Here is a 24435-nt window from a genome sequence, read left to right as displayed (position 1 = left end):
TGATCGGAATAAAATCGATGCACTGATGAAGCAACCGGTATTGTCCAGACCGCTTCCAAAGTCGGAGAATCCGCAGGAAATTTCACTCGAAGTAGAGAGTGGATGACATCCTTGAAGTAGCAAGTCATTGCAATCTCGCGGTACCAAGCCTTTTGCGGTTGTGAGATGGTCGCAACCACAATACTGACAACTGTTTCAGGTCCAAATGAGGCATGGCCTCTAATTGAGTCCTATGGCGATTTCAGCCCGTTTTAGCGATGCAAGTCGACGCCGCAGAATGCTACTTCTTAGCCGCGCAGCAGAGTCAAATTCGCTGTCGCTGGATTGCGAGCCCGTGATCGCAGGCTTCGAAGTGAGTTTGTTGTCTGAAGATTCATCGCAAGAAGGTCTACTTCCATCTTCGCGGCTAAAAAACGCAAAAAAATCGCGAGATTCTGGGCTGGAAAGTGACGTTGGATTGCCACCCATTGCAGCTCAAAAGCCTGCGCTGACCATTCCTGGATTCCTACGGCTTTTGACATCGAAACACCCATTTACCTGGGTATTTACGGGCGATATCTGGCTCTCTCCTCGAGGGAGCGAAGGGGGCACGGAGCTGCGAATTCCTGGTCTGCTGAATTCCATTACAAACGCGACTGGAAGAAAGAAGGATTCCTATCTCACAACGGAAGCGCCACAGTTATTGGTCAGTGATTTCAGTAATCAGCTCGAGCGTCGAGTGCTCAAATTTCGGCCACAAATAGCTGTTTACAGCTTCGGGATACAAGAAGTTCTTCAGTCAGAAGAGCCGCTAATCGCCTATGAAAAGAGGTTTCATTATTGCGCGAATCGCCTCCGGCAGGCTGGCGTAACCCTAATCGTGAACCTTCCGCACTACAGGGAAGTTTCTGGCGAAAACGCTTCTCTCGATTGGCGGCTTAAGCTCGAGGCCATTCGGGGGTGTGCTCTTGAGTCCTCTGCGATCGTGATTGACCACTGGGGCTACTGGGAAGAAATGGCGGAAGCACACTGGTACCAGGCTGATGGTGTGACCCCTTCCGAAATTGGAAATGCACAACTGGCACACTACTTCCTGAGAGAGGTAGGGTTGCTCACCCAGAAGGCGGTGCCCACCGCAAATTACATGCTACCAGTCGATTAGAGCGACCGTTGCCCTGTGAATAAGGCGGGGAAATCACTTCGACTTCAATCACGTAAAATAAAAAAAGAGGCCTAACAAAATGTCAGGCCTCTTTTGTGTACTCATCACCATAAGGTGAATTACTCGTCAGCTACGTATGGCATGAGGCCAATAAAACGAGCTCGCAGAATTGCTTCGCGAACAGCACGCTGGAAAATCGCACTTGTTCCAGTGCGACGACGTGGAAGGATGCGTCCTTCTCGGTCGACGAGCTGCTTAAGAGTCTTTGTGTCTTTGTAGTCCACATACACAGGACGTGGAATGTGGCCATCTGGGCAGAATCGGCACTTCAGCTTGCGCTTGAGTCGGGCTCGTTTCTTGCGAATCTTGCGGATATCAACTTTGTTCAGAGTCGCCATCAATCACACCTGAGACTGTATACGTACTTTTGGAAGCGGCACATTATGGCAGACTGAAGGCACTCCTGCAATCCATCGCGGAATTGGATCGGGAAAATGTCGGAAAATCGTTTGCGGAGCACCTGTAGCGTTGGCCTGATCGCGAAGAGTTATGTTTCTTTAGCTGTGTAGGTTAAAGCTGAAGAAGGGGGGGCTACAGCGGCTTGCGCGGGTGAAAGAAATTTGGCGTGCACAGGAGTCGTGTAGGTCTATCTTCGGTGGTGCGATGGGCTTTGTTAGGTCTGCATAATGGCGAAATTAACTCCGACGACGATGCCGGAAGGCGAGGACGACCGTCTGGAGAAATTTAAAAATCCTGCGAACCTTGTTGAGAATTGGGGAGTGGAGTTTGTTGACATGCGGCGAAGGGGCAATTAACATCCTCCGTTTCCCGCACCGGGGCGAGGCTTACGGTGTTGCCATTTGCGTGGCTCAAAATGTTCAGGCGAAGGAAGTTAAGTCGTGGCTGCGAACGAACGAATTCGGATCCGGATGGAAGCGTTTGATCATACCATCCTTGATCAGTCGGCGAGTGATATCGTTGATACCGCCAAGCGGACGGGTGCTGTTGTTCACGGTCCAATTCCGTTGCCAACTCGCATTGAGCGATACACTGTGTTGCGAAGCCCGCACATTGACAAGAAGTCGCGAGAGCAGTTCGAGATTCGGACGCACAAGCGGGTTGTTGATATTGTTCAGCCAACCGGCAAGACGATTGACGCTCTGAATAAGCTCTCGTTGCCAGCTGGTGTTGACATCAAGATTAAAGCGTCCACATAAGCGGATTGATTGCCGTTTCTGTTGAGGGCGGCATTCACGTCAGGCGTTCTCGTTGTTGGCCTGAGGTTGTGTGGTTGGTTCAGCTTGTGTACGCGTTGAAATATTAAGGGGTCGAGCCATGCCCGTCGGGCTTCTCGGACGAAAAGTTGGAATGACACAGGTCTACGGCGAAGATGGACTGGTAATCCCAGTTACCGTCATCGAGGCTGGACCATGTGCGGTGTTGCAAGTGAAGACCTCTGATCGCGATGGATATGAAGCGGTTCAGTTGGGATTTGAAGATAAGTTGAGCTGGAAGGATCAGGCACGTCCTGAAGAACAGCGTAATCGAAGTCGTGCAAACCGCTCTGAGCGCGGTCACGTTGCTTCGTTGAAGAGTAAGCGGCAGAAGAAGTTGGCTGAAGCTGGTGTTGAAAGTCGTCCAAAAGCGAATTGCGAACCTAAGAAGTATGTTCGTGAGTTTCGAGTTGACGGTGAGCAGCACGGTGTTGAAGTTGGCCAGGTGCTGACTGCAAGCCTGTTCGATGGCATTAAGGCTGTTGATATCATCGGTACCACAAAAGGCCGTGGAACAGCCGGAGCCATGAAGCGTCATAACTTCTCTGGCCAAGGTGATGCACACGGTGCGAAAAAGGTTCACCGTAAGGTCGGTGCGATCGGTGCTAACGCGACAAACCGCGGTACATCGGGTTCGATTAAGAAGGGGATTAAGATGGCTGGTCGCTACGGAAACGAGCGGTCCACCATGCGTAATCTGACTCTTGTTCGAGTTGATGCAGAAAATAATATGCTGTTGGTTAACGGGGCTGTTCCTGGACCAAACGGCGGCTATGTAATGATTCGAGTGGCCAAGTAAAGTTGTGCGGCCTGCGGTGGTTGTTTATATACGCAGTTTAGAGACAGAGCGATGGCTGAGAATACAAAAATTTCTGCACCTTTGAGAGGCATGGACGGTTCAGGTACCGGTTCCTATGACTTTGATGGTGCTGACCTCGCCGATCGTATCAGCAAGCAGTTGCTGCACGACGTAGTGGTGATGTACGAAAACAACCAGAGACAAGGTTCCTCCCGAACCAAGACTCGTGGTGAAGTGGCAGGAAGTACCAAGAAGCTCTTCCGCCAAAAAGGGACGGGGAACGCTCGCGTTGGTACGAAACGCTCTCCTACCCGACGTGGCGGGGGTCACACCTTCGCTAAGCGTCCGAAGGATTGGAGCTATCGTCTTCCCAAGAAGGCAGTTCGAACAGCAACACGAATGGCCCTATTGAGCAAGTTCCAGGATGCAGAAGCGACCGTGGTCGATGCATTCAAAGTTGCCGAAATCAAAACAAAGACGATTTCCGAGATGCTGAAAGCATTGGGAGTCGCTAACGAGAGTGTATTGCTCGTGATTCCTGATCACGACACCACCGTGTGGAGATCGGGTCGCAACATCGGAAATCTGTGGATTTCCCCGGTTAGCGAATTGAATGCATATCAGCTACTGCATCAAAAGCGCTTGTTGATCACTAAAGAAGCGATTGATCAAGCCCGTAAGAATCAAACAGAGGCGGTTGTCGCTGGCTAATTTTGATTAGCAGTGCATCCGGATCAGGAGAGAAGTCGTGTCGACTCCAACAGTTGAATCAGCTCAGGTGGGCGGAATCCAGCTCGAAGCACATCAAGTCATTTTTCGTCCGCTTGTAACGGAAAAGAATGTGCATCAGTCTGAGCGGTTGAATGCCTACGCATTTGAAGTGCATCCGCAGGCTACAAAGACCGACATCCGTGACGCTGTCAAAAAGCTCTGGAATGTTCGTGTTGTGGAAGTGCGGACTCAGACTCGACGTGGAAAGCCACGACGTAGTCGTGTTCTCGTCGGTCACACGACAGACTGGAAGAAGGCGATCGTTCAGCTGCACGAAGATGATCGTATTTCGTTCTTCTAAGAGTAGCGTTCGGTTCCGTCGTGTCGCTTTGATGTAAAGCCTGCGACTTATTGAGACTATTTGAACATTTCGGGATGATCCGATGGGGATTCGTTTTTACAAACCGGTAACGCCAGGACGTCGTGGTGCGTCGGTCAGTGATTTTGCCGAAATCACCGATCGTAAGAAGCAACCAGAAAAGAGTCTGACGATCCGTTTGCCAAAACATGGTGGACGTAACCATCACGGTAAAATCGTCGCTCGTCATCGTGGCGGCGGTCATCGTAAGATGTATCGTATGATTGATTTCAAGCGACGTGTTGATGACGTTGCGTTGAATGTCACTCACATCGAATACGATCCGAACCGGTCCTCACGCATCGCGCTGGTCGAATTTCAGTGTCCAGAGACAAATCTGACCAAAAAAGCCTACATCATCGCCGCTGAGGGGATGAAGGCTGGTGACGTTCTGTTCAACGGGTCAAACGCAGAGCCTAAGAACGGCAACTGTCTTCCACTTGGTCGAATTCCTGCCGGAACAGCGATTCATAATATTGAAATGCAGCCTGGGCGGGGAGGTCAATTGGTCCGATCTGCCGGCGGTAGTGCCGTAATGAACGCAACCGACAAAGGGTGGGCACAGATCACTCTTCCATCTGGTGAAGTTCGTCGACTTCCAGCACTCTGCCGAGCGACCATTGGCGTTGTTGGCAATTCCGAGCATATCAAGATCAATATTGGTAAAGCAGGTCGTAATCGTTGGAAGGGGATTCGTCCTCACGTCCGCGGTACTGCGATGAATCCAGTAGCACATCCGATGGGGGGGGGAGAAGGCCGTACCGCTGGTGGTCGTCATCCTTGTAGCCCAACTGGCCGTTTGGCAAAGGGTGGTAACACCCGCAAGCGACGTAAGGCATCTTCGAAGGCAATCATTCGCCGCCGTCGTTCGCGTCGCAATGGTCTGAAGAAGGTCTGATTTAAGAGTCAGCTGAACGGCGTCCGTTTTGTTGATCACAGAATACCTGATTGTCACGAAGTTATTGAGGAAGAGTTGTTATGGGTCGGTCGCTGAAAAAAGGCCCCTACGTTGACGAGACACTGCTGAAGAAGATCGCTCGTCTTGACGCCACCGGGGCAAAACAGCAGATCAAGACATGGGCGCGTCGCTCGACGATTTCGCCTGAGTTTATTGGTCATACCTTCATGGTCCATAACGGCAAGGTCCATCTGCAGGTGTATGTGACAGAAGACATGGTTGGTCATAAGTTGGGCGAGTTTGCCCCAACGCGTACTTTCCGTGGTCACGGTGCCAAAGGTAATCGTTAATAGAACAGTCAACGTTGAGGGCACAAACGTCCACAACAACGCTTGCAGATGAAGCGAGGGGAAAAATGTCACAAGTTAGAGCCACTCATCGATTCGCGCGAATTGCCGCGACGAAGGTGCGCCCCTTTGCCGACCTGATTCGGGGTATGTCCGTTCAGGAAGGACTGAACGCACTCAAATACGTTCCGAATCGCGGGGCACGATTTTTAGAAAAGGTTCTGCGAAGTGCAGCTGCAAATGCTGAAGACCGCGGAGCTCGTAATGTTGATAGTTTGCCAATCGTGGATTGCCAGGTAGACGGCGGACCGATGTTCAAGCGTCTTCGTCCAATGTCACGCGGACAGGCTTTCATGATTCGTCGTCGGTTTTCACACATCCATGTGGCAATCGATGCACCGGAAGTGGAATAGGTCTTAGCATAAGCGTCTAGGGACGAGAGCAAGTAAAATGGGACAAAAAACAAATCCACTTGGCTTCCGCATCGGCATTACTGAAGACTGGCGTAGCCGTTGGTATGCGACCAAGAAGGAATTTGGCGATCTTCTGGTTGAAGATCAAAAAATCCGTAAATTCATCAATACAGAGTACAAGTCCGCTGCGATCGACAAAGTCGAGATTGAGCGCACTCGTGACCAAGTGGTCGTATACCTACATTCCGCTCGTCCAGGGATCATTATTGGTCGTAAAGGCCAAGAAATCGATCGCCTGAAGGCTCGATTGGAAGACGTCTTCGGACGACGTATGGAAGTAAAGATCATTGAAATCAATAACCCGTTTCGACGGGCTCAATTGATTGCAGAAGACATGGCACAACAGTTGATTAAACGCGGAAGTTTCCGTCGTGCAATCAAGCGTTCGCTGGACCAGGTAATGGAAGCGGGCGTAAAGGGAGTCAAGGTTCAACTGTCCGGCCGCTTGGGCGGGGCAGAAATGTCGAGATGTGAAAAGGCGAGCCGTGGGTCAATCCCTCTCTCGACCCTTCAGCGTCGAGTGGATTACGGATTTGCAATAGCCCAGACAGCACAAGGCGTCATTGGTGTCAAGGTTTGGGTCGATCTAGGCGATTACGCGGACGAGGAGAATACCGATGGCTCTTATGCCGAAACGGGTCAAGCATCGAAAAAACCAAAGAGGTCGCATAAAAGGTAACGCCACTCGTGGTAATACTGTTGTGTTCGGCGAATTCGGTTTACAGACGATGCAGCCGGGGCATGTGAGCGCCACGACAATCGAAGCGTGCCGTATTGCAGCCACACAGTATATCCGAGCTTCGGGTGGTAAGCTTTACATTCGAATTTTCCCAGACAAGCCGGTAACTGCTCGTCCGCTGGAAACTCGAATGGGTAAGGGTAAAGGCGAACCAGATCACTGGGTCGCGGTCGTGAAACCTGGAACAGTGTTGTTCGAAATTGGCAGCGCAAGTAAAGAAGCCGCACGGGATTGCTTTGCTCGTGTCGCTCACAAGCTGCCAGTCAAGGTGCGTCTCGTTGAGCGCGTTCCTGGAACATAACTCTAAAACTCGGGTGAAAAAGCAGGCCGCAGTAAGAAATTTCAGCGGCTTGCTTGCTTTGTTTCATTCGCATCAGCATACTGATGGCCCCGAATTGCCGGGAGTCAGAAAGTGAAGCATTAAAATGTCAAAAGCTAAAGAGTTGCGCGAGATGAGCGGGGAGCAATTGGCTTCCGAGCTTCAGCAAACTCAGAACGAATTGTTTCGTCTTCGACTGCAGGCATCAACTGAAAAGTTGGACGCACCTAGCACTCTTAAGAGGCTGCGTCGGTCAATCGCCCGCATGAAGACAATCGTGCGTGAGCGCGAGTTGGCTGCACAGTAGTCAGCCGCCCGGTGTGTTGGTGTCATTGTTAGAAAAGTCAATCAGGCAAAACATTAGGTAGTGACGAGATGCGACGAACGCTCATTGGAACCGTGGTCAGTGACCGCAACGATAAAACGCGTCGTGTTGACGTCAGTCGTGTTTATCAGCACTCAAAGTACAAGAAGATCGTACGCGGTCGTACGGTTTGCTATGTGCACGACGAGAAGAACGAATCGAAAGTCGGTGATTCGGTTGAAATCGTCGAATCACGTCCTCATTCAGCGACAAAGCGTTGGGAGCTTGTTCGCGTTGTTTCAGCAGCTGGTGATGTTGAATCACAATTGACTCGTGAGTCAATTGCAGCTGCTAAGGCAGGTGAGTTGGAGAATCAATTGCCGGAAGGTGCGAAGTAGTCGAGTTTGATGTCTCGATTCCGCTCAATTCGGTTTGGTAGTGCCGCCAGGGCATCAAGGACAGTGTCGTCATGATTCAGATGCAGACTATGTTGGATGTTGCGGATAACACCGGTGCAAAAACGGTGCGCTGCATTCGTGTGCTGGGCGGAACGAAACGTCGCGCAGCTGGGTTGGGCGATGTTGTCGTCGTCAGTATTCAGAAGTCAATAGCTGGCGCGCCGGATGCATTCAAGTCTGGTCGTGTAACACGTGGTGTTGTTGTTCGATGCCGTAAGGGAACACGACGTGATGACGGTAGCTACGTTCGTTTTGACAGCAACGCTATCGTGTTAGTTGACAACGACGGTAATCCACGTGGAACTCGAATTTTTGGTGCAGTTGCACGTGAACTTCGTGATCGACGCTTTATGAAGATCCTCAGCCTCGCTGCAGAGGTGGTGTAGTTATGAAAATCAAACGCGGTGATATGGTCGTCGTTGTATCCGGCGACGACAAAAGCAGCACTCCACGTCTTGTCCAGTCAGTTCAGGCTGACGGATCAAAGGTTGTGGTCGAAGGTGTTAACCTCGTTTACAAACATGTAAAGCGAGGGCATCCGAAGAGTCCACAGGGTGGTCGTCTTCGACTCGAAAAGCCTATCAGCAGCGCGAATGTACAGTTCTACTGTGGAACCTGTAGTCAGGGCGTTAAGCTCGGCTACCGGTATCTCGCAGACGGTTCTAAAGAGCGTTTCTGCCGTAAGTGCGAAAAGTCGGCGGGCCAGACAAGCCCAGCACGTGCTCGTTACGCTGCTAAGTGATAAAGAATGTGCATCGTGATGCCAGGCTGTCCGGTGACCTCGTCACAGTCTGATTGATCCATGCGGAAACATCATACGGTTGAGTTGGTAAAGATTGAGTTGGAACCATGGCTCGGTTAGTTGAGAAATATCGCAAAGAGATCCTTCCGAAACTTTCGGAGTCTCTCGGACGCACAAATCCGCACAGCATCCCACGGATTGAGAAGATCGTGGTGAGTATGGGTGTCGGCAAGGCGATTCAGGATCAGAAGATCCTCGACGAAGCGATCGAGCATCTCGGGCAGATCACTGGGCAGAAGCCATCTGTACGACTCGCTCGAAAGTCTGTGGCGAATTTCAAGCTGCGTGAAGGAATGCGGATCGGCGGATGCGTGACACTTCGAAAGAAGGTCATGTATGAGTTCTTGGACCGATTGATCACTCTGGTTTTACCACGAGTTCGTGACTTCCGCGGTATCAACCCTAATGCCTTTGATGGTCGTGGCAATTACAGCCTGGGTTTGAATGAGCAGGTTGTGTTCCCCGAAATTAATGCTGATAAGGTGAAGAACATCCAAGGGATGAACATTGCGATCGTCACTTCAGCTCAGACTGATGATGAGGGTCGAATGCTGCTGAAGGCTTTCGGCATGCCATTCCGAGAAAGCAAGTCTAAGAGCTAATGACGAACTGAGTCGAAACGATTCAGTATGATCTAGATAACAACATTTTCGAGTTCGTCGTTAGACTCTCGGCGAAGGAATCCAAATGGCCAGTAAGGCACAAATCGCAAAGTCGAATCGTACTCCAAAGTTCAGCAGCCGATTGGTTCGTCGGTGTTTGTTGTGCGGTCGTCCACGCGCTGTTTATCGTAAATTCAAAGTTTGCCGTATTTGCTTCCGTAACCTGTGCCTTAACGGCCTGGTTCCAGGTGCAAAGAAAGCTAGCTGGTAATCGAAATTGCATGAGCCCGATTCCCAGTTGGTAAAGACTGGCGGCCGAGGAATTTAAATATCATGATGACAGACCCGATTGCAGATATGTTGACCCGCATTCGAAACGCGATTTTGATCGAACGCGTGAGTGTGGATATGCCACATTCAAATGTGAAGGCGGGAATCGCTGATGTGCTCCAACGCGAGGGGTATATCTGGGATTATGAAGTCCTGGATACCGCACCGGCTCGCACTCTGCGAATCAATCTGAAGTACAGCCCAACAGGCGAACGCGTGATTCAAAAGATCATACGTGTCAGCAAACCAGGGCGGCGAATTTACACTGAATCTCGTAAACTGACAGACGTTCGTCAGGGAATGGGAATTTACGTGCTCTCCACAAACCAAGGGATGTTGAGCAATCGTGAAGCGAAATCAAAGAACGTCGGCGGCGAAGTTCTTTGTGAGATCTGGTAAGCAATTTTAGTTGAGACTTGGCGATCTTTCTGGGTCCGTCAGGCGAAACGCATCGAGTGAAATATGTCAAGAATTGGTAAGAAGCCGATCTCAATCCCAAGTGGTGTAACAGTCGCCATCAAGGATGGGGAAATTCGAGTCAAAGGCAAAAACGGCGAGTTGTCTCACGTTTGGCACCCAAACATCACGGTTTCTGTTGATGAAGCGGCCAAAGAGATTGTCGTGACCCGCCCTGACGACGTGCGGTTGAATCGCTCTCTGCACGGATTGACTCGTGCGTTAATCGCCAACATGGTGATTGGCGTCGAAACTCTGTTTGAGAAGAAACTCGAAATTCAGGGTGTCGGATACCAGGCAACACTCGCAAATAAAGTTGTCTCATTGCAGGTTGGATTCGCGAACATCATTAAGTTGACCGTTCCTGAAGGGGTCATCTGCGAGATTCCAGCTCCAACGCAGATCGTTGTCAGAGGCGCTGACAAGCACGCTGTTGGTCAGTTCGCAGCGAACATTCGTCGCGTCCGTCCGCCCGAGCCGTTTAAAGGTAAGGGAATTCGGTACGTTGGTGAAGTTGTTCGCCGTAAGGCAGGAAAAGCGTTCGGTAGCTAATACCGTTTGGGTGGCGCAGTACGGCAGGTTGTGATACACTGCTGACGACGAATTCAATATTGTGAATTGAAACAGGCGGAAATGTCATGAAGGTTCAAGAGCGAATTGCGAAGCAGCGTTGGAGACGGCGCAATCATGTTCGCAACCGCATTCGGGAAAGCGGTCGTTTGCGACTGTCTGTTTTCCGAAGCAATCGTCATATCTCGGCGCAGATTATTGACGACGAAGCAGGTCGTACGCTTGTTTCAGCCAGTACCATGGAAAAGACTCTCGGCGGTGTGGGTAAAGCCCATGGTACCGTTGATGATGCAAAAAGCATTGGTAAGGTTGTTGCAGAGCGTGCTCTTGCAGCTGGGATCAAAGAAGTTGCTTTTGATCGCGGCGATAACAGTTACCATGGTCGTGTGGCCGCTCTCGCTGACGCAGCTCGAGAAGCAGGTTTGGATTTCTAACGAGACTTAACAATCTGGGCGTTGAAATCACCCAATGGTGTTCAGTGATCTTCGGATCCAATAACTGAATACTGGGTAGCCCGCCTGAGGAGTCGCCCACGTGGCAGAGAACGGACAAAGTTCGAAAAATCCTGAACGAGTCGTACAGATCAGACGCTGTGCGTGTGTCGTTAAGGGTGGACGTCGTTTCAGTTTCGCAGCACTTGTTGTTGTTGGAGATGAAAACGGTCGAGTTGGCTATGGATACGCGAAGGGGTCGGAAGTTCCAATCGCTGTCGAGAAGGCAACGAAGCAGGCAAATCGCCAGCTCAAAACGATTTCACGCCAGAACACCACAATCCCACACGAAGTCGAAGGCCGATTCGGTGCTTCTCGTGTTGTGCTGATTCCTGCCGCTCCTGGTACCGGGATCATCGCTGGTGCGACAGTTCGTTCTGTTGTAGAACTGGTGGGTATTCGAGATATTCTGTCGAAGAGTCGCGGTTCTTCGAACCCAGTGAACCTGGTGAAGGCGACTTTCGACGCTCTCACTCGACTTCGTACGCGTGATGATGTTGCTCGTTTGCGTGGCGTCGAGATTTAAGTCAAGTCAATAGTATCAGCGGATTGTCCTGATCGTAGATCGATTCAGTGACATTGACTTTGACGATCAAGTTCAACTTTCAGCGATAAACGATCTTATTATGATCATTGACGACGTCCATCGTGGGATACAAAAGCGTAAGAAGCGTAAACGCCTCGGACGCGGTGTGGGTTCAGGCCAGGGTAAAACTGCAGGTCGCGGACATAAGGGAGCTGGTAGCCGTCGTGGTTACAAGTCCCGAACTGGCTTCGCGGGCGGACAGATGCCTTTGTTCCGACGTGTTGCGAAGCGTGGTTTCAACAACGCGGCGTTTGCTGATGTTGTTCTCGCGATCAACCTGTGGACCTTGGAAGAGCATTTCCAGGCTGGCGAAGAGGTTTCACCAGAGACACTTGCGGAACGTGGACTCGCTAAAGGCAAGTTTGATCTGATCAAGATCCTCGGTGATGGTGAGCTGACCAAGAAGCTGGTGGTCAAAGCTCAGCGTCTCTCCAAGTCGGCGATTGAGAAGATCCAAGCTGCTGGTGGTAGCGTCGAACTTCTCAGCTAATCGATGTTGTGAAGTGTCGCGACTTTTGAGTGCGAACATTGAATTTCAATCGCGGTTCGTCATTCTTGGCGAACCGCGTTTTGCTTATGTGAAGTGCATCTTTTCTTCAATTTTGAAGAATCGTCACAAAATAGAAAAAAGTATCCGTTTCGGCCGGGTAGGCAGGCTTGCAGAGACAAGGCTTTATCCTTTATCTCTTACAGCAATTTCCTTCGCCATAGTGGCGTCTTCTCGGCGGGCTTTTGTTCATGTCAACCGGATTTAATCCGGCGGCAGGCGATATAAGGATGTTCGATGCTGTCTCGGCTCAGAACCATTTTTTCAATTCCTGAACTTCGTCAGAAAATTGTGATTACGCTGATCCTTTTGGCAGTGTATCGCATGGGTTTTTACATTCCGCTTCCGTTCATCGATCAGGAGCAGTTTGCTGAAGCCTTCAAGCGGATGCAGGGACAGGCCGGTTTGGGGCAGGTGATGCAGGCAGTGGCTTTGCTGTCCGCTTCGAATCTTGGAAATGCGACGATCTTCGGTCTGGGGATCATGCCCTATATCTCCGCTTCTATTATCTTTCAGCTGATGGGGCAGGTGTATCCGCCTCTTGAAGCGCTGCAGAAAGAGGGGGAAACTGGGCGCAAGAAGATCAACGAATACACTCGCTACGCAACAGTAGTGATCTGTCTTCTTCAGAGCTTCTTCTGGATCAGAATGTTGGCCAGCGGTACTCTTGGACAGAACTTGATTTTGGAAGAGTACAATACTTGGTTCTACTCACTCGTCGCCACGTTGACGATGACAGCAGGAACGCTGTTGTTGATGTGGATCGGAGAGCAGATCGACGAGTATGGTGTTGGGAACGGGATCTCGTTGTTGATCATGGCTGGTATTATGGCTCAGATGCCGACTGCTGGCTTTGAACTTCTTCGTCCGGCATTTAAAGACGGAATTGGCCTTGGAACTGCCGCTGGTATCGACCGTTTGCTGCCGCTGGGGGTTCTGTTCATCGCTGTGGTACTTGGTGTCATCGCGATTACTCAAGCCCAACGACGAATTCAGATCCAAAGTGCGAAGCATGTTCGCGGGCGTAAGGTACTAGGTGGCCAGACACAATTTCTTCCACTGCGAGTCAATCAGGCTGGGGTGATGCCGATCATTTTCGCGTCCAGCTTGTTGATGTTCCCGATGTTCATCTTCACTTGGTTGCGTCAGGCATTCCCAGAGAACTTTATTTTTGTCACGCTTGAGGGTGCGTTTGGTGGGGGCGGTCGTGGTCTGCTCTATAACCTGTTGTACGTCGCTTTGATCTTCTTCTTCTGTTACTTCTGGACCAGCATTACTTTCAATCCGAAGGATATGGCTGCGAATCTGAAGGATTATGGAAGTTTCGTCCCGGGATATCGTCCAGGTTCTCACACTGAGAAGTATCTCGATCAGGTGATGGTTCGAATTACCTATGTCGGAGCGAGTTTTCTTGCTCTCATTGCGGTGATCCCCACAATTATTGCTGCGGGGATGGATATTTCACCGCTTGTGGCCAGTTTCTACGGTGGAACAGGCTTGTTGATTGTGGTCTCGGTCGGGTTGGACTTGGTCCAGAAGATTGATAGCCATCTCGTCATGCGGAATAAGCCTGGCATGTTGGAATCGGATGATGCTTAAGTTTGCACAGGCGAGCTCAACTCCTTTATTCGGGCTGAGCCACCTGTCAAATGTTGAAGCTGTTGAGATTACGATATGATGTGATCAGCCTGGCCGAAGTGCCGGGCTGATTTTGTTTTCAGTGAGGCGGTTTTTTGCGGCGACTGACGTTTCGTCGATGGGGATACTCGGATGATTAATTTGAAGAGTAAACGCGAGATCGCGTTGATGCGGGAAGCGGGTGTGGTGGTCGCTGGTGCTCATCAGATCGCAGCAAGAATGGCCTCTCCCGGTGTGACGACCGGTGAGATTGATGCTGCGATCGAAGCTCATTTTGTATCGCATCAGGCGATCCCTCTTTTCAAAAACTTCCCCGGAAAAGTCCCGTTTCCAGCTGTGACCTGTATGAGCTTGAACGAACAGATCGTTCATGGAATTCCTGGTGACACAGTGCTGAAGGAAGGTGACATTCTGAGTGTCGATACTGGATGTCGTCTCAACGGATGGTGTGGTGACTCAGCGTGGACGTATGCTATTGGGAAAATCGATGATGATAGTCGTCGACTGATGGAGATTGGCCGGGAAACATTGCGTACCGCGATTGTCGGTCTGAAAACCAAGAAGCGATGGTCCGAAGTTGCCCGGATGATGATGAAGGTTGTGAAGGGGGCTGGATTTTCGTCTGTCGAGCAGTTTGTCGGGCACGGAATTGGGCGCGAGATGCACGAAGAGCCACAGGTTCCGAACTACATTATTCGCAACAATCGCGACGAAGACTTCTTTATTCAGCCGGGTCTTGTGCTGGCAATCGAGCCTATGATCAACGCAGGGACTCCAAATGTTCGAATCCTTAAAGACCATTGGACGGCAGTCACAGCGGACGGTAAGCGGAGCGTTCACTTCGAGCATACCGTCGCGGTGACGGCTGATGGCCCGGTGATCCTCACGGAAGGTGTTGGTGAGCCGTTAGATATTAGTTGAAGTCGGGATTTGCGTCCTTTGCACTTCAGCGGCCGAGTCGCTCCGACCGGTTGATGTGTTTTGTCGGTCCGGATGGATCGCTGGAGCGACAAAGTCATTGGTCGCTAATCCATCATTGGTATTAAGGTGGTTGTTTTTCGGTCAACTAGTCTCCTTTCTAAGAAGTTGAGGCTGTCAGTTATTGAGCAGTAAGTGAGATTTGCTTTCGCGAGATGTCTTGAAGTTGAATCGTTTGGTTTGGGTGGGCGCAAAGAGATTTGATCAGTTTCGTGCCAACGACAATCAATCGAAACGTTCTGATGAAAAAGTTACACTGGTTTGCATTTGGGGTGATGTGAATTGGCGACGCGAGGTGTCGAAGTGTTGCTTCGCGGCACAAAGAATGCGGAGATTTTTAGAAGCGTTTACTGATGTCGTTTACTTCGAGAGATTTCATTGGATGTCTCGGATCAGAGAGGACTCACAGCCTGGGGTTGATTTTGCATTGCAAAAGTGGTGAGTGGTCATCGGGCCAAGGTGTATTGACCAGACTCATCGCTAACTCTCAGGAATGTCTGATCTGTTGAAATTGAGTGTTACTTCCGATCGCAGGAGTTTGTGGTCCTGCGTTTCAGAAAAAATGCCCCTGCCTAGATGATCAAAAGTGTGACTCCATGTTAGGTCAGCCAAACTGGTTGAAGGAATTCGTCGACGGTATTTGCAATTGCATTTACGGTGCGGACGATCTTCCTCCGATTGGATGTCACTATGCGTTCGAGGACGACGCCTGGGAAATTACGGTATTCGTTTCGGCGACTGAAGTTGTGGGGGGACAATTCGACGGCAGCAGAAAATTCACTCCATTCGCTGTTGATGTCGTTGAATTGGTGCAGATGTTTCACGTTGTTGAGAACACCGCATGGCAACCGCATCCGATGAGTGAGGATGACGAATTGCGTAGCCATCTGTCAGTCGATGGATATTACGAAGGGCACAAAATCTGGCTGCGAGTGCTCGCTGAAACTCCAGAAGCTTACGGTGTTGGCCGAATTGTGAATGAGTTAGATGGCCGCACTGAGGACGTTTGGCGGGAGTGACTCTCAATTGTCAGCGCTACAGTGAATGGCTCCAGATGCTGATCGTTCAAAGCAAAACGCCACATCGGGTCTGATGTGGCGTTTTGCTTTGAACTGAGGATTCTGCTCGGCGGTGTTGTTGTCTGCAGAAGGTTCTACTTCGTTTCGTAGTTCACTTGCTGAACTCCGGCTTCCTTGGAGGTTTCAGCAACATCTGAAGCAGGAGCTGCGGTCGCGGAAGGTGTCGCCTGAGCTGGCTCAGCAGCTTTCTTCGGGGGCTGAATCGCAGCCATTCGTTCAGCGACTTCGTCAGTGATGTCGACTGCTTTTTCATAAGAGAACAGGAACATGTCATTGCGGGTCATGACAGTCGTGAACCCATGTTTCTTTGCGATCTCTTCGACGACGGGGCGACTCTGTTCCCGGAAGTCGGAGACAAGTTGCTGGCGCAGGGCGTTTAATTCCTGTTCAGCTCGTAACTTCAATTGGCCGAACTGGACGGAAGCGCTTTGCTGCATCCGCTGAAAATTTGCGACGGATTCTTTTGTCGGATTCTCACCCAGCCCTTTGCGAGCTGCGGCGAGTTGTTCGTTGGCATCCTTCTCGATTGCCATCAGTTTGTTCTGGGCGAGTTCAATTTTTTCCCGGAGGTTGGATTCCATTTCGGACTGGCGCCCCAGCTGTTTGGAGACGCGGTCGAGATCGACAATGCCGAGTCCATTCTGTGGTTTGGTTTGATTGAACCAGCTCATGGCAAGGCAAGCGCAACAGGATAAAGCCACTGCTGAGGCAATGGTGATTGACTGGGTGACCACGTGAAAGCTCCATGCTAGCCCCTGTCGCAGGGGAGTGTGGCGGCGAATGCAGGCAAAGGGTTGTTCAGACGCTACGTTTATCGCCGCTGGAACGCCATTCACGAGTGCGAGGCGATCTAGGGGATCAAACTCCCGCCATCCAGGCGGGTGATGTGTAACCTTAAGCGACTTTATCGAATTTCGTAAAGACGATTTTTGCGGAATTGCAGCATCAGTCAGTGATGCAAGATTCCTCTTGTCCAAAAGTCTCGATAGCAAATAGGATCCGAGCCCATTTCCGCGGTCAGCTGGACCAGCACCGAATTTGTGATGTGCTTCAATGATGGACTATCGATTTCGACCGATGAGCAAATCCTGCGCAGGGACTGGAAAGCCCCTTGCGCCAGGAACAATCTGCTATTCGGTTCTCATCGAAAAAGGAGGACTTCAGGAGCGACTCGATTTCAGCGAAGAGGGTTGGCAGGGAATTCCGAAAGATGCGGTCGGCTTCTGGAAGTGTGAAGTGCCCGTACCAACGGCTCGTCAGGTTGCGACGACCGACGCTGAAACATTGATGAAGTATTTTGAACAGCTGGTCGAAGGGCAAAATACACAGCAGCAGAAACTGGCTTACGTTCTCGCGTTGTATCTGCTGCAGCGACGACGTCTGAAACTGGATGGTTCTCGAGAGGAAGATGGAATCGAATTTCTGGAGCTTTCCGGAGTTCGCGGTGAAGGCCCGTTCGAAGTTCGGGACCAGCAGCTCTCGGATGAAGAAATGAAGTCTCTCCGTGAGGCACTGGATCATCAGTTGACGGCTGGAGGGGATGACGAATGATCGAACTCATTACCTCGAGGTCGCAACTCAAATTTTCGATGAGCATCGTCTGTCTGATGCTGATTTCCGTGATTGGAATCGGGTGCCGCGCTGGGCTTCCGGTCTGGAAGCCCAAGGAAGTTGCAGTCTTCGATACAGGAGCATCCAAGTCACAGATCGTGGCGCATCTCAATCGAAACGTAGATGGCACTGAAGGGGTTCCCGGTCTGACGAGTTGGCGGTCATCCACTGTCAAACTGAAGGTGAGCAGCATTCCACTTTCCTCGGTTCCCGCTTCGATTGCCGTTCAAGCTCCAAACAATTTTCGCCTGATGGTTTCCAATCCACTCACAGGTGGTCAGGAAGCTGATATCGGATCAAACTCGGAACGCTTCTGGATCTGGTTCAAAGATGCTCCCGAAGTGATGACTGCGAGTCATGAGGACGTCGCCGTCGCGTTAGATGAACTACAAATGCCGATTCACATTCATCCCGCTTGGCTGATGGAAGTGTTTGGGGTTGTTCCTTTGAACGAGGATGAGTTTGAACTGGTTCGCCCTGAAGTGCAGAATGGGTTCGTGGATCTGGTTGCGTCCCGGAAATCTCCATTGGGGCAGGATGTTGAAAGAGTGATTCGTGTGAACCTCGTTCAGGGGCACGTTGCGGAGCACTTTTTGAGGTTGCCGGGAGGAAAGATTCTGGCTCGAGCCCGTATGAGCCACTACACCAAGCAACCCAGCGGACATGAAATTCCGATGATGATCAGCCTGGATTGGCCTGATATTCAGCAGTCGATGGTCATGGATATTCGAGCTCCCGAGTGCAACTGTCCGAGTCTGACTGAGACGTCAAATGTCTGGACGATGCCTAAGCATGCTCAAGTGGTCGACATTGGCAAAGTTGCGCGAGCCCGGCGTGGAGAGTCGATCGATCGGATTGAGTCAAACTCCATTCAGCATGCTTCGGCGCACGAAGCACTTCCTCCTGTTTCAGGAAGGATGCGACTCGGTGATACCGTCCCGGGGGCAATGCCTTCGAAAGTGAAACTTGATTCTGCCGCGACCTCTGCGACTTCTGAGAGTTCCGAGCCGACTACTGAGAGCGATGTGCCCGAGTGGGCGCGCCAGTAGTTTTGAGTTTTTAGTTCAAACCCGTGATTCAGCGTGAGGCTTGAGCGAGTTTTCCATTTAGAGACTTGTGCTCCTGAAATTTCCGGATGATCATGGTGGATGTGGTTCTCAATTGAACTGCGAAAGGGTTAAACTGGATCTGGTTAAGCAAGATCGAGCATTCGAAACGAAGCTCAACGCCTTCGCTTGCTATTCATGAAAATTCTCGGTCTGAATGACTTTGATTGAGTCGCTGAGTGTCTCGGCGCAAGTTTTGTCATCACAGACAAGTTTCTAAATGGAGAAAGAGACCCATGTTGAAGTTTGCTTCGGTCTTCGCTGCGTCTGTCGGATTGATGTTAATGAGCGGCGTTTTCGCAGCTGATGATCATGGTCACGGCCACGCTCATCCTGTCGTCAAACATGCCGTTTCAGTGTTGGCCCCAACGCAAGGAAATGAAGTTCACGGGGTGCTGAGATTTACAGCAACTGAAGAGGGGGCGGTTCTCAAGGGCGAAGTTACCGGCCTGACTCCAGGGCTGCATGGTTTTCACATTCATGAGTTTGGAGACCTGAGCGATCCAAAGGGGCTGGCTGCCGGCGGTCATTACAATCCAGATGGTCACGAGCACGGCGGTCTTCATGATGATGTGCGCCATGTTGGTGACCTTGGAAATATCGAAGCCAACGCTGACGGCGTTGCAGTTGTTGACATGAAGATTTCAGGTCTGAAATTGGCTGACGTCCTCGGACGCTCGTTGGTCGTTCATGCTGGTGAAGACGACCTCAAGAGTCAGCCATCTGGGAACTCCGGCGACCGCGTTGCGGTTGGAGTGATCGCACTGTCTGCTGCTCCCAAAATTGCAGCAAAATAGAGTGAGCTCGGTTCAGCGATAAGCGGTCTGAGATAAATTAAAAGCCCGGCATGAATCAGATTCATGCCGGGCTTTTTCGATGCTCATTGTGGCGTTGAGGTCAGTCTTCTGGTTCAGCGTTCGTTCTGGCCTTCACCATCGTAACGAGATTTCCCGTTTCGTTGTATGTGACACTTGTCATAAAGGCTCGCATCAGCATGACGCCGCGCCCGCTCGGACGTTCGAGATTGTCATCTTCTGTAGGATCGGGGACGTCGTCGAGATTGAACCCTTCTCCTTCGTCCTGAATCTCAATGCGTGCTTCTATTTCATCGACTGAGTATCGGACGATTACCTGCTTTTCGGGATCGAGACCATTGCCATGTTTAATGGCGTTGATCAGTGCCTCTTCCAGAGCAAGCTTGACGCTGAAGTGGTCTTTGGGAGTGTAGTGATACTCTTCCAAAAGGTTCAGGATCTTTTCCTGTACCTCGTACCCACGATTTGTTTCGCTCGGGAACACGATCTCGAAGTCGAAAGATTTAGCCATTGATGATGATGGCAACTGGTGAGGCTGCGAAAGTAGATCAGAGCAGATTAGACGGGCCGTGGTTGTTTACCGTCATGGTTCCGAACGTGATCCAAGGCCAGGTTATGATTCGATGGACAGTGGTCTGGTACTTCAGGGAGGCAAGGTTGAACTGGTCGGGTCTGGTCATCCTCAAGGAACGATGCCCAAGCGTACGAAGTGTGATCGTGCTGGCACTCATCCCTAAGTGGAGATGATCGAAAAGGGACTTACAGTCCCATCAATGCAACCTGCTGATCGTCACGAATGTCAAACAGCTTGTTCAATCGTGTAATGACGAACACATCGTAAATGTCAGGTCGAATACTGCACAGGCGAAGTTTCCCGCCGGCAGCTTTGACCTTTTTCTCCATGGTGATCAATTTGCCTAACGCCGCACTTGAGAGGTACTCAACGTTGGAGAAGTCGAGCACAATCTTCTTTCGGCCATCTTCTTCAACAAGGCCGAAAAGCTGATTTCCAATGACCTGAATGTTGTTTTCATCCAGTATTTTCTTGTCAACAAATTTCGCAACTGTGACGTCACCAATTTGTTCGATATCAAGACGACGTTGGCCTGCAGACATCTGAAATTCCTGTTCACGCAACGCAAGAAGTAATCAGGTGGACGATAGCCTGATCAGGACTGCGGAGGGCTTCCATTTTGATCGTGGTTTGATCATCATGGCTGCCTCCGTTGATGTCAAGCCAGTCGACATGTGGCAGTCGTGTTGGTCATGTTGACTTTGAAACGTTTTGGCGCGTCCGGTCCCATGTGAGTTCTGTCCACCTGGGTGATCGAAATGTTTCCTGAGAATGAATTGCCCAAAAGCAGTTCATTTGGGGGGCATGCCAGTCAAGATTCGGAGATGATCGCGATCCTCCTGCTAGTTCACTGGAGCCTACTCGTTGGCCTCGAAGAAACGATCAAAGCAGAATTCTTCTGATATAAATGCTGCTCCCCGGTCGGCCAATGGTCGTCGCGTGACGACGATAGAAACTCCGGACTCCCACGCTGGGAAAGTGGCGGTTGCTGCGACGTTGATGTCACTCCCATCTGCGATCCTCTACTTAGTCGTCCTAGCTGCGATTTACTGGATAAAACCTGATTTTTCGGGGAATTTACTGGCTCCCTTGATCCTTGCAGCGATCGGGATCGGAGTGATCGGGGTCGCAATCCTTGGATTGGTTGCCTCATGTGTGCGACTATTCAGGTCCGCTGCCTCGGACCCGATTTCCGTGATTTGCCTCTGGGTGAACGCCGCGATTCTGCTGGGGTTTGTCTTAATTGGCCTCTCTGCCCCTCAAATAAGTTGAAGCTGTGCGTCTCGTGACTCTCAAGGGGTAATCTGCAGAATTAGATTTGCTCACTGGGACACGAGAAGTCAGAATGGATGAGTGTGGTTGAGAAAATTCTATCGCTCTCGACCTACCCAAATTTTCCTCTGAAGAGTCAATTTCCAATGAATGCACTGACAAAAGGTTTCGCTGCGTGTTTGTTCTTCGTGAGTGGTTCGTTCGCTCCGCTGTATGCGCAATCTCCAGTTCAGATTGATTCCATTGCTCAGGTGAGTGAGATTGAATCCCTGATCGCAGTGAACTTTGAAAAATTGAAAGCAGCTGTCGAAAAGGAAGATGATTTTGAAAAGCTGAGTGGGAAGGTAATTCGGGAGAAGTTCGGCGTGTTGAGCGTGCTGGGCCAATCGCTAGCGGAGCACTCTGGTAAGGCCGACTCAAAAATCAACGGGCCAGCACTTAGAGACGCTGCCCTGTCTTATAATTTTGAAGGTGATTTCGCACAGGCACAAGCTGCATTGGCCGCTGTCGACGCTGCTCTGAAAGGAGAAGTGACCGGCGAGCACGAAGAACTCTATCCTTGGGACAAACTCATCCACATGTATCCCATGATGGAAGTGATGAATGGTGCCACCAGCGACATCCTGAAAGTGATTAAGCGTCCACGAGGGAAAGAAGACGAAACCCATGCAGCGGTCACCTGGGCCCTTCTCTCAATCGCGATGCAGGTCGACTCGCACGCAGCCGCTGAAAATGGTGGTGTCGAAGGGTGGGTCGGTTACAGCGAAGATTTTCGAAGTTCTGCATTGAAGCTGGCAGAAGCGATTCGAAAGAAAGACGCCAAAGAGGCGAGAACATTTTTTGATGCAGCTAAGAAAGCCTGTGACGATTGTCATGGCGATTACCAGTAATCAACTGGAATCGCTGCAGCTCCACTGATCGAATAAATTATGCCAGGTGGCGCTTGGTCACCTGGCATAATTTATTGCCCTGAACGGACGGATCAGTGTGAAGGTCTCCGAAAAGCTCCCGCGGCGGAAAACCATCGCAGGAGCTCGGCAGTTCTACCGATGGTCGGCACTCGCTACAGGTTTGACTTGGCAGCAGTGGCGAGGTCCAGAGTAACTTCCTGTTCCCCCTTCTGAACATCCACTGTTTTTGCAAAGTGGTATCGGAATGCCCCTTTCTTGGAGAAAGTGACTCCGACTTCACCGTGTGCGTTGGCTGTCGTGCTGGCTTCCGGGAGGCCAGTCGCCACGTTGACAGTGTTGACTCCGAGAGCAGCCCCGGCATCTCCGTTTGGAAGCTGCAGTTCGAATGTCCCGTCTTCTTTCGTCTTGCCAGTGGCCATTGGGCCGTTCTCGGCAACAAAGTTGACTTCAGCATTCGCAACCGGTTTGTCGCCGTTGACGACCTTCCCTTTTACGGTTCCAACAGCAGGCTTTGCGGGGCCTCCGCAGCCGACTGCAAGTGTTGCCAGGCAGAGAGTTGTTAATAAGATTTTTGAACACGATGTCATCAGACGCGCTCCAAGGCCAGCTTTCTTATTGAAAACTGGAGTGTCATTTAAAACGCCGAAAGCAACTTCGAGAGAGGCTGCTTTCGGCAAGTCGAAATTTCAAACGCTACGTACAATTTGGACATTCAGCCGGTTCTCGGCTTTGATGCCTAGAATTCACCGACAACCATGCCATCGTTGCGGGCAAGAAGAGCCTGCCAGGTGTTAAAGTTCATGTTTTCGGAAAGGAAACGAACACTGCCGTCTCCCATCGTGGTGTGGACTCCGCCAACGTGAGCCGACATGACTTTGGTGTTGTTGTGATAAGGTTGAGAAGAGCTTGTCGCTGCAGCTTTTTGATTGATGGATGAGCCGGGTGCGACGACATTTGCCCACCACTCACCTCCGCCGTTACCGCCGCCCCACATTCCACCTGCGTGAGCACCGGATCGGCAGTCGAAACGTGCAGTAGCTGTATTGGAGCAAGTTGGATCTGGAGCACTCTGCTCAGTGACCATAATCGTGTTCGATGTTCCGTCGCTCACTTCGCTGATCTTCACGCCACTTCTTGCTCGAATTCCCCCGGAACCTCCACCGCCATTGGAGTAGTACACGTGGTTTCCAACAATCATTCCGTTGGTGGAGATCATCCCGTAGCCGCCTTGGAATGTTTCGAACGCTGCATTCCCGGTGTTCGGGTCGATCAGTGACCCCGTTACTCCTGCGTAGTCCGCAACCTGAACTGCAATCGATTCGGGTGCGCCTAGAGAACTGGATTGTCCGATGTAGTCGTTCCGGGTATTCGGTAGTGAACTGGATGGGCAGTTCAGAGAGGAAATGCGGGACGCCTGTCGAATTGCCCAGTTCTGGTCTGGCCCGTCTTGACCGGTGAAGTCAGAAGTAAAATTCAGCTGGTTGAAAACCGCAGCCTGATCGAGCATTGGAAGAACGCGGACGAGCCAGGAGGGGGACTTCACGCGAGGTGTCACAGCTGTGTTGTGATAATAAGTGGCGAGAGGGAACTGACCGGCGGTGTCGTGGTAGTTGTGCAACGCCAATCCAAGTTGCTTGAGGTTATTCTTGCATTGACTGCGGCGGGCCGCTTCGCGTGCCTGCTGGACTGCAGGGAGAAGTAGCGCAATCAAGACTGCAATGATTGCGATCACCACGAGGAGTTCGATCAGGGTGAATCCCTGCTTTCGAGAAGCTCCATTTTGGTGTCCGCCGAGTGCGCGACCCATTGACGGCTGAGGCATGTATACAACTCCAGAAAAAGTACAAGAAAAGGAAAAGACTGACGTGTTTCGCGAAGTCGGGGATGTCGTGGGGGCAATAAAAAGGCCGTACATACGATTTCAGAACCGAACTTCTCAGAAGCTAATTAACATGAAAATTGGTAGATTCAAATAGTTCGCATGTGATTGTAAATCGAAAGGAGCAATAGCATGTCCCGTGCCATTAAAACTCCGAACTTTCCCATCAGCTTGCGCAGCTCGATTTCTGTCTGGGATGCGAAAATCTCAGCGTAGCCCGTGCAGAAAATCTGCCAATGTGTTCCGGATATCGGTCGCTGATTTGATGCAGAACTGCCCAATTTTTTCGCAACGTAACCAAGATGGG

The 24435-nt window shown here is 50.9% G+C and carries 34 protein-coding genes; 28 read left to right on the top strand and 6 right to left on the bottom strand.

The window, feature by feature from the left end; genetic code table 11:
• The first annotated feature begins 232 nt into the window (after window positions 1-232).
• On the top strand, window positions 233-1141 hold the full coding sequence (locus SH668x_RS17065; protein WP_437186266.1) for a hypothetical protein: 909 nt from the start codon (window positions 233-235) through the stop codon (window positions 1139-1141).
• Window positions 1142-1260: 119 nt separating this feature from the next.
• Here the strand turns inward: SH668x_RS17065 and rpsR are convergent, their stop codons facing one another.
• Window positions 1261-1539, bottom strand: coding sequence for a 30S ribosomal protein S18 (gene rpsR, locus SH668x_RS17060; protein ID WP_437186265.1), 279 nt, complete (start codon window positions 1537-1539; stop codon window positions 1261-1263).
• 501 nt (window positions 1540-2040) lie between these two features.
• Here rpsR and rpsJ point away from each other — a divergent pair.
• From rpsJ to SH668x_RS16945, 23 genes are all read left to right on the top strand, one after another.
• Complete coding sequence (gene rpsJ, locus SH668x_RS17055) at window positions 2041-2358, top strand: 30S ribosomal protein S10 (protein ID WP_437186264.1); 318 nt, start codon at window positions 2041-2043, stop codon at window positions 2356-2358.
• A 118-nt stretch (window positions 2359-2476) separates the two neighbouring features.
• A complete protein-coding gene (gene rplC, locus SH668x_RS17050; RefSeq protein WP_437186263.1) occupies window positions 2477-3214 on the top strand; it encodes a 50S ribosomal protein L3 in 738 nt (245 codons plus the stop codon).
• A gap of 90 nt (window positions 3215-3304) precedes the next feature.
• A complete protein-coding gene (gene rplD / locus SH668x_RS17045; RefSeq protein WP_437186262.1) occupies window positions 3305-3925 on the top strand; it encodes a 50S ribosomal protein L4 in 621 nt (206 codons plus the stop codon).
• Between the two features lie 37 nt (window positions 3926-3962).
• The gene (gene rplW, locus SH668x_RS17040) at window positions 3963-4286 is read left to right on the top strand and encodes a 50S ribosomal protein L23 (RefSeq protein ID WP_437186261.1); all 324 of its coding nucleotides are present in this window, start codon (window positions 3963-3965) and stop codon (window positions 4284-4286) included.
• Window positions 4287-4368: 82 nt separating this feature from the next.
• A complete protein-coding gene (gene rplB / locus SH668x_RS17035) occupies window positions 4369-5241 on the top strand; it encodes a 50S ribosomal protein L2 (protein ID WP_437186260.1) in 873 nt (290 codons plus the stop codon).
• An 80-nt stretch (window positions 5242-5321) separates the two neighbouring features.
• Complete coding sequence (gene rpsS, locus SH668x_RS17030) at window positions 5322-5591, top strand: 30S ribosomal protein S19 (protein ID WP_437186259.1); 270 nt, start codon at window positions 5322-5324, stop codon at window positions 5589-5591.
• 65 nt (window positions 5592-5656) lie between these two features.
• Window positions 5657-6001 carry a 50S ribosomal protein L22 gene (gene rplV / locus SH668x_RS17025; protein ID WP_437186258.1) on the top strand — a complete coding sequence of 115 codons (345 nt, stop codon included), beginning with the start codon at window positions 5657-5659 and terminating at the stop codon, window positions 5999-6001.
• Between the two features lie 37 nt (window positions 6002-6038).
• Complete coding sequence (gene rpsC, locus SH668x_RS17020; RefSeq protein WP_437186257.1) at window positions 6039-6740, top strand: 30S ribosomal protein S3; 702 nt, start codon at window positions 6039-6041, stop codon at window positions 6738-6740.
• Window positions 6679-7101 carry a 50S ribosomal protein L16 gene (gene rplP, locus SH668x_RS17015; protein WP_437186256.1) on the top strand — a complete coding sequence of 141 codons (423 nt, stop codon included), beginning with the start codon at window positions 6679-6681 and terminating at the stop codon, window positions 7099-7101. The genes rpsC and rplP overlap by 62 nt, the downstream gene beginning before the upstream one ends.
• Window positions 7102-7225: 124 nt before the next feature.
• Window positions 7226-7426 (top strand): 50S ribosomal protein L29, encoded by a 201-nt coding sequence (gene rpmC / locus SH668x_RS17010; protein ID WP_437186255.1) that lies wholly within the window; start codon window positions 7226-7228, stop codon window positions 7424-7426.
• A 68-nt stretch (window positions 7427-7494) separates the two neighbouring features.
• The gene (gene rpsQ, locus SH668x_RS17005) at window positions 7495-7821 is read left to right on the top strand and encodes a 30S ribosomal protein S17 (RefSeq protein ID WP_437186254.1); all 327 of its coding nucleotides are present in this window, start codon (window positions 7495-7497) and stop codon (window positions 7819-7821) included.
• 71 nt (window positions 7822-7892) lie between these two features.
• Window positions 7893-8267 carry a 50S ribosomal protein L14 gene (gene rplN / locus SH668x_RS17000; RefSeq protein ID WP_437186253.1) on the top strand — a complete coding sequence of 125 codons (375 nt, stop codon included), beginning with the start codon at window positions 7893-7895 and terminating at the stop codon, window positions 8265-8267.
• Window positions 8268-8269: 2 nt separating this feature from the next.
• Window positions 8270-8623: a 50S ribosomal protein L24 gene (rplX, locus tag SH668x_RS16995; RefSeq protein WP_437186252.1), complete on the top strand. Its 354-nt coding sequence runs from the start codon at window positions 8270-8272 to the stop codon at window positions 8621-8623.
• 107 nt (window positions 8624-8730) lie between these two features.
• Window positions 8731-9285 (top strand): 50S ribosomal protein L5, encoded by a 555-nt coding sequence (gene rplE, locus SH668x_RS16990; protein ID WP_437186251.1) that lies wholly within the window; start codon window positions 8731-8733, stop codon window positions 9283-9285.
• An 85-nt stretch (window positions 9286-9370) separates the two neighbouring features.
• On the top strand, window positions 9371-9556 hold the full coding sequence (locus SH668x_RS16985) for a type Z 30S ribosomal protein S14 (protein WP_437186250.1): 186 nt from the start codon (window positions 9371-9373) through the stop codon (window positions 9554-9556).
• Between the two features lie 62 nt (window positions 9557-9618).
• Complete coding sequence (rpsH, locus tag SH668x_RS16980; protein WP_437186249.1) at window positions 9619-10014, top strand: 30S ribosomal protein S8; 396 nt, start codon at window positions 9619-9621, stop codon at window positions 10012-10014.
• 63 nt (window positions 10015-10077) lie between these two features.
• Entirely contained in the window at window positions 10078-10623 is a 546-nt protein-coding gene (gene rplF, locus SH668x_RS16975; protein WP_437186248.1) for a 50S ribosomal protein L6, read from the top strand.
• Window positions 10624-10709: 86 nt separating this feature from the next.
• Complete coding sequence (gene rplR, locus SH668x_RS16970) at window positions 10710-11075, top strand: 50S ribosomal protein L18 (RefSeq protein ID WP_437186247.1); 366 nt, start codon at window positions 10710-10712, stop codon at window positions 11073-11075.
• A gap of 100 nt (window positions 11076-11175) precedes the next feature.
• Window positions 11176-11658: a 30S ribosomal protein S5 gene (gene rpsE / locus SH668x_RS16965; protein ID WP_437186246.1), complete on the top strand. Its 483-nt coding sequence runs from the start codon at window positions 11176-11178 to the stop codon at window positions 11656-11658.
• A gap of 100 nt (window positions 11659-11758) precedes the next feature.
• On the top strand, window positions 11759-12208 hold the full coding sequence (gene rplO, locus SH668x_RS16960; RefSeq protein WP_437186245.1) for a 50S ribosomal protein L15: 450 nt from the start codon (window positions 11759-11761) through the stop codon (window positions 12206-12208).
• Window positions 12209-12502: 294 nt separating this feature from the next.
• Window positions 12503-13864 carry a preprotein translocase subunit SecY gene (gene secY, locus SH668x_RS16955; RefSeq protein ID WP_437186244.1) on the top strand — a complete coding sequence of 454 codons (1362 nt, stop codon included), beginning with the start codon at window positions 12503-12505 and terminating at the stop codon, window positions 13862-13864.
• Between the two features lie 171 nt (window positions 13865-14035).
• On the top strand, window positions 14036-14824 hold the full coding sequence (gene map / locus SH668x_RS16950) for a type I methionyl aminopeptidase (RefSeq protein ID WP_437186243.1): 789 nt from the start codon (window positions 14036-14038) through the stop codon (window positions 14822-14824).
• A 653-nt stretch (window positions 14825-15477) separates the two neighbouring features.
• Window positions 15478-15900, top strand: coding sequence for a hypothetical protein (locus SH668x_RS16945; RefSeq protein WP_437186242.1), 423 nt, complete (start codon window positions 15478-15480; stop codon window positions 15898-15900).
• A 134-nt stretch (window positions 15901-16034) separates the two neighbouring features.
• On the opposite strand, the gene SH668x_RS16940 is transcribed toward SH668x_RS16945, so the two are convergent.
• Window positions 16035-16631 (bottom strand): OmpH family outer membrane protein, encoded by a 597-nt coding sequence (locus SH668x_RS16940; protein ID WP_437186241.1) that lies wholly within the window; start codon window positions 16629-16631, stop codon window positions 16035-16037.
• 406 nt (window positions 16632-17037) lie between these two features.
• Between SH668x_RS16940 and SH668x_RS16935 the strand changes: the two genes are divergently transcribed.
• From SH668x_RS16935 to SH668x_RS16925, 3 genes are all read left to right on the top strand, one after another.
• Window positions 17038-17511 carry a hypothetical protein gene (locus tag SH668x_RS16935; RefSeq protein ID WP_437186240.1) on the top strand — a complete coding sequence of 158 codons (474 nt, stop codon included), beginning with the start codon at window positions 17038-17040 and terminating at the stop codon, window positions 17509-17511.
• Window positions 17508-18620: a hypothetical protein gene (locus SH668x_RS16930; protein WP_437186239.1), complete on the top strand. Its 1113-nt coding sequence runs from the start codon at window positions 17508-17510 to the stop codon at window positions 18618-18620. Before SH668x_RS16935 ends, SH668x_RS16930 begins: the two co-directional genes overlap by 4 nt.
• A gap of 293 nt (window positions 18621-18913) precedes the next feature.
• Entirely contained in the window at window positions 18914-19474 is a 561-nt protein-coding gene (locus SH668x_RS16925; RefSeq protein ID WP_437186238.1) for a superoxide dismutase family protein, read from the top strand.
• 100 nt (window positions 19475-19574) lie between these two features.
• Here the strand turns inward: SH668x_RS16925 and SH668x_RS16920 are convergent, their stop codons facing one another.
• Together SH668x_RS16920 and SH668x_RS16915 are read right to left on the bottom strand one after the other, a co-directional pair.
• Window positions 19575-20003, bottom strand: coding sequence for an ATP-binding protein (locus SH668x_RS16920; RefSeq protein WP_437186237.1), 429 nt, complete (start codon window positions 20001-20003; stop codon window positions 19575-19577).
• Window positions 20004-20251: 248 nt separating this feature from the next.
• Window positions 20252-20608, bottom strand: coding sequence for an STAS domain-containing protein (locus SH668x_RS16915; RefSeq protein WP_437186236.1), 357 nt, complete (start codon window positions 20606-20608; stop codon window positions 20252-20254).
• An 876-nt stretch (window positions 20609-21484) separates the two neighbouring features.
• Here SH668x_RS16915 and SH668x_RS16910 point away from each other — a divergent pair.
• Window positions 21485-22228, top strand: coding sequence for a hypothetical protein (locus SH668x_RS16910; RefSeq protein ID WP_437186235.1), 744 nt, complete (start codon window positions 21485-21487; stop codon window positions 22226-22228).
• Between the two features lie 173 nt (window positions 22229-22401).
• On the opposite strand, the gene SH668x_RS16905 is transcribed toward SH668x_RS16910, so the two are convergent.
• On the bottom strand, window positions 22402-22836 hold the full coding sequence (locus SH668x_RS16905; protein WP_437186234.1) for a hypothetical protein: 435 nt from the start codon (window positions 22834-22836) through the stop codon (window positions 22402-22404).
• A 149-nt stretch (window positions 22837-22985) separates the two neighbouring features.
• On the bottom strand, window positions 22986-24071 hold the full coding sequence (locus SH668x_RS16900; protein WP_437186233.1) for a DUF1559 family PulG-like putative transporter: 1086 nt from the start codon (window positions 24069-24071) through the stop codon (window positions 22986-22988).
• Window positions 24072-24435 lie beyond the last annotated feature (364 nt).

The organism is Planctomicrobium mucosum, from assembly GCF_051466335.1.
Classification (GTDB): Bacteria; Planctomycetota; Planctomycetia; order Planctomycetales; family Planctomycetaceae; genus Planctomicrobium.
Note: the sequence above shows the minus strand (reverse complement) of the source record. Positions and strands in the feature narration are given on the sequence as shown.

Excerpts from the sequence above, each read along its gene's own strand:
- SH668x_RS17065 (WP_437186266.1), top strand. The coding sequence starts at position 233 with ATGGCGATTTCAGCCCGTTTTAGCGATGCAAGTCGACGCCGCAGAATG.
- rpsR (WP_437186265.1), bottom strand. The coding sequence starts at position 1,539 with ATGGCGACTCTGAACAAAGTTGATATCCGCAAGATTCGCAAGAAACGA.
- rplC (WP_437186263.1), top strand. The coding sequence starts at position 2,477 with ATGCCCGTCGGGCTTCTCGGACGAAAAGTTGGAATGACACAGGTCTAC.
- rplD (WP_437186262.1), top strand. The coding sequence starts at position 3,305 with ATGGACGGTTCAGGTACCGGTTCCTATGACTTTGATGGTGCTGACCTC.
- rplB (WP_437186260.1), top strand. The coding sequence starts at position 4,369 with ATGGGGATTCGTTTTTACAAACCGGTAACGCCAGGACGTCGTGGTGCG.
- rpsS (WP_437186259.1), top strand. The coding sequence starts at position 5,322 with ATGGGTCGGTCGCTGAAAAAAGGCCCCTACGTTGACGAGACACTGCTG.
- rplV (WP_437186258.1), top strand. The coding sequence starts at position 5,657 with ATGTCACAAGTTAGAGCCACTCATCGATTCGCGCGAATTGCCGCGACG.
- rpsC (WP_437186257.1), top strand. The coding sequence starts at position 6,039 with ATGGGACAAAAAACAAATCCACTTGGCTTCCGCATCGGCATTACTGAA.
- rplP (WP_437186256.1), top strand. The coding sequence starts at position 6,679 with ATGGCTCTTATGCCGAAACGGGTCAAGCATCGAAAAAACCAAAGAGGT.
- rpmC (WP_437186255.1), top strand. The coding sequence starts at position 7,226 with ATGTCAAAAGCTAAAGAGTTGCGCGAGATGAGCGGGGAGCAATTGGCT.
- rpsQ (WP_437186254.1), top strand. The coding sequence starts at position 7,495 with ATGCGACGAACGCTCATTGGAACCGTGGTCAGTGACCGCAACGATAAA.
- rplN (WP_437186253.1), top strand. The coding sequence starts at position 7,893 with ATGATTCAGATGCAGACTATGTTGGATGTTGCGGATAACACCGGTGCA.
- rplX (WP_437186252.1), top strand. The coding sequence starts at position 8,270 with ATGAAAATCAAACGCGGTGATATGGTCGTCGTTGTATCCGGCGACGAC.
- rplE (WP_437186251.1), top strand. The coding sequence starts at position 8,731 with ATGGCTCGGTTAGTTGAGAAATATCGCAAAGAGATCCTTCCGAAACTT.
- SH668x_RS16985 (WP_437186250.1), top strand. The coding sequence starts at position 9,371 with ATGGCCAGTAAGGCACAAATCGCAAAGTCGAATCGTACTCCAAAGTTC.
- rpsH (WP_437186249.1), top strand. The coding sequence starts at position 9,619 with ATGATGACAGACCCGATTGCAGATATGTTGACCCGCATTCGAAACGCG.
- rplF (WP_437186248.1), top strand. The coding sequence starts at position 10,078 with ATGTCAAGAATTGGTAAGAAGCCGATCTCAATCCCAAGTGGTGTAACA.
- rplR (WP_437186247.1), top strand. The coding sequence starts at position 10,710 with ATGAAGGTTCAAGAGCGAATTGCGAAGCAGCGTTGGAGACGGCGCAAT.
- rplO (WP_437186245.1), top strand. The coding sequence starts at position 11,759 with ATGATCATTGACGACGTCCATCGTGGGATACAAAAGCGTAAGAAGCGT.
- secY (WP_437186244.1), top strand. The coding sequence starts at position 12,503 with ATGCTGTCTCGGCTCAGAACCATTTTTTCAATTCCTGAACTTCGTCAG.
- map (WP_437186243.1), top strand. The coding sequence starts at position 14,036 with ATGATTAATTTGAAGAGTAAACGCGAGATCGCGTTGATGCGGGAAGCG.
- SH668x_RS16945 (WP_437186242.1), top strand. The coding sequence starts at position 15,478 with ATGTTAGGTCAGCCAAACTGGTTGAAGGAATTCGTCGACGGTATTTGC.
- SH668x_RS16940 (WP_437186241.1), bottom strand. The coding sequence starts at position 16,631 with ATGAGCTGGTTCAATCAAACCAAACCACAGAATGGACTCGGCATTGTC.
- SH668x_RS16935 (WP_437186240.1), top strand. The coding sequence starts at position 17,038 with ATGAGCAAATCCTGCGCAGGGACTGGAAAGCCCCTTGCGCCAGGAACA.
- SH668x_RS16930 (WP_437186239.1), top strand. The coding sequence starts at position 17,508 with ATGATCGAACTCATTACCTCGAGGTCGCAACTCAAATTTTCGATGAGC.
- SH668x_RS16925 (WP_437186238.1), top strand. The coding sequence starts at position 18,914 with ATGTTGAAGTTTGCTTCGGTCTTCGCTGCGTCTGTCGGATTGATGTTA.
- SH668x_RS16920 (WP_437186237.1), bottom strand. The coding sequence starts at position 20,003 with ATGGCTAAATCTTTCGACTTCGAGATCGTGTTCCCGAGCGAAACAAAT.
- SH668x_RS16915 (WP_437186236.1), bottom strand. The coding sequence starts at position 20,608 with ATGTCTGCAGGCCAACGTCGTCTTGATATCGAACAAATTGGTGACGTC.
- SH668x_RS16910 (WP_437186235.1), top strand. The coding sequence starts at position 21,485 with ATGAATGCACTGACAAAAGGTTTCGCTGCGTGTTTGTTCTTCGTGAGT.
- SH668x_RS16905 (WP_437186234.1), bottom strand. The coding sequence starts at position 22,836 with ATGACATCGTGTTCAAAAATCTTATTAACAACTCTCTGCCTGGCAACA.
- SH668x_RS16900 (WP_437186233.1), bottom strand. The coding sequence starts at position 24,071 with ATGCCTCAGCCGTCAATGGGTCGCGCACTCGGCGGACACCAAAATGGA.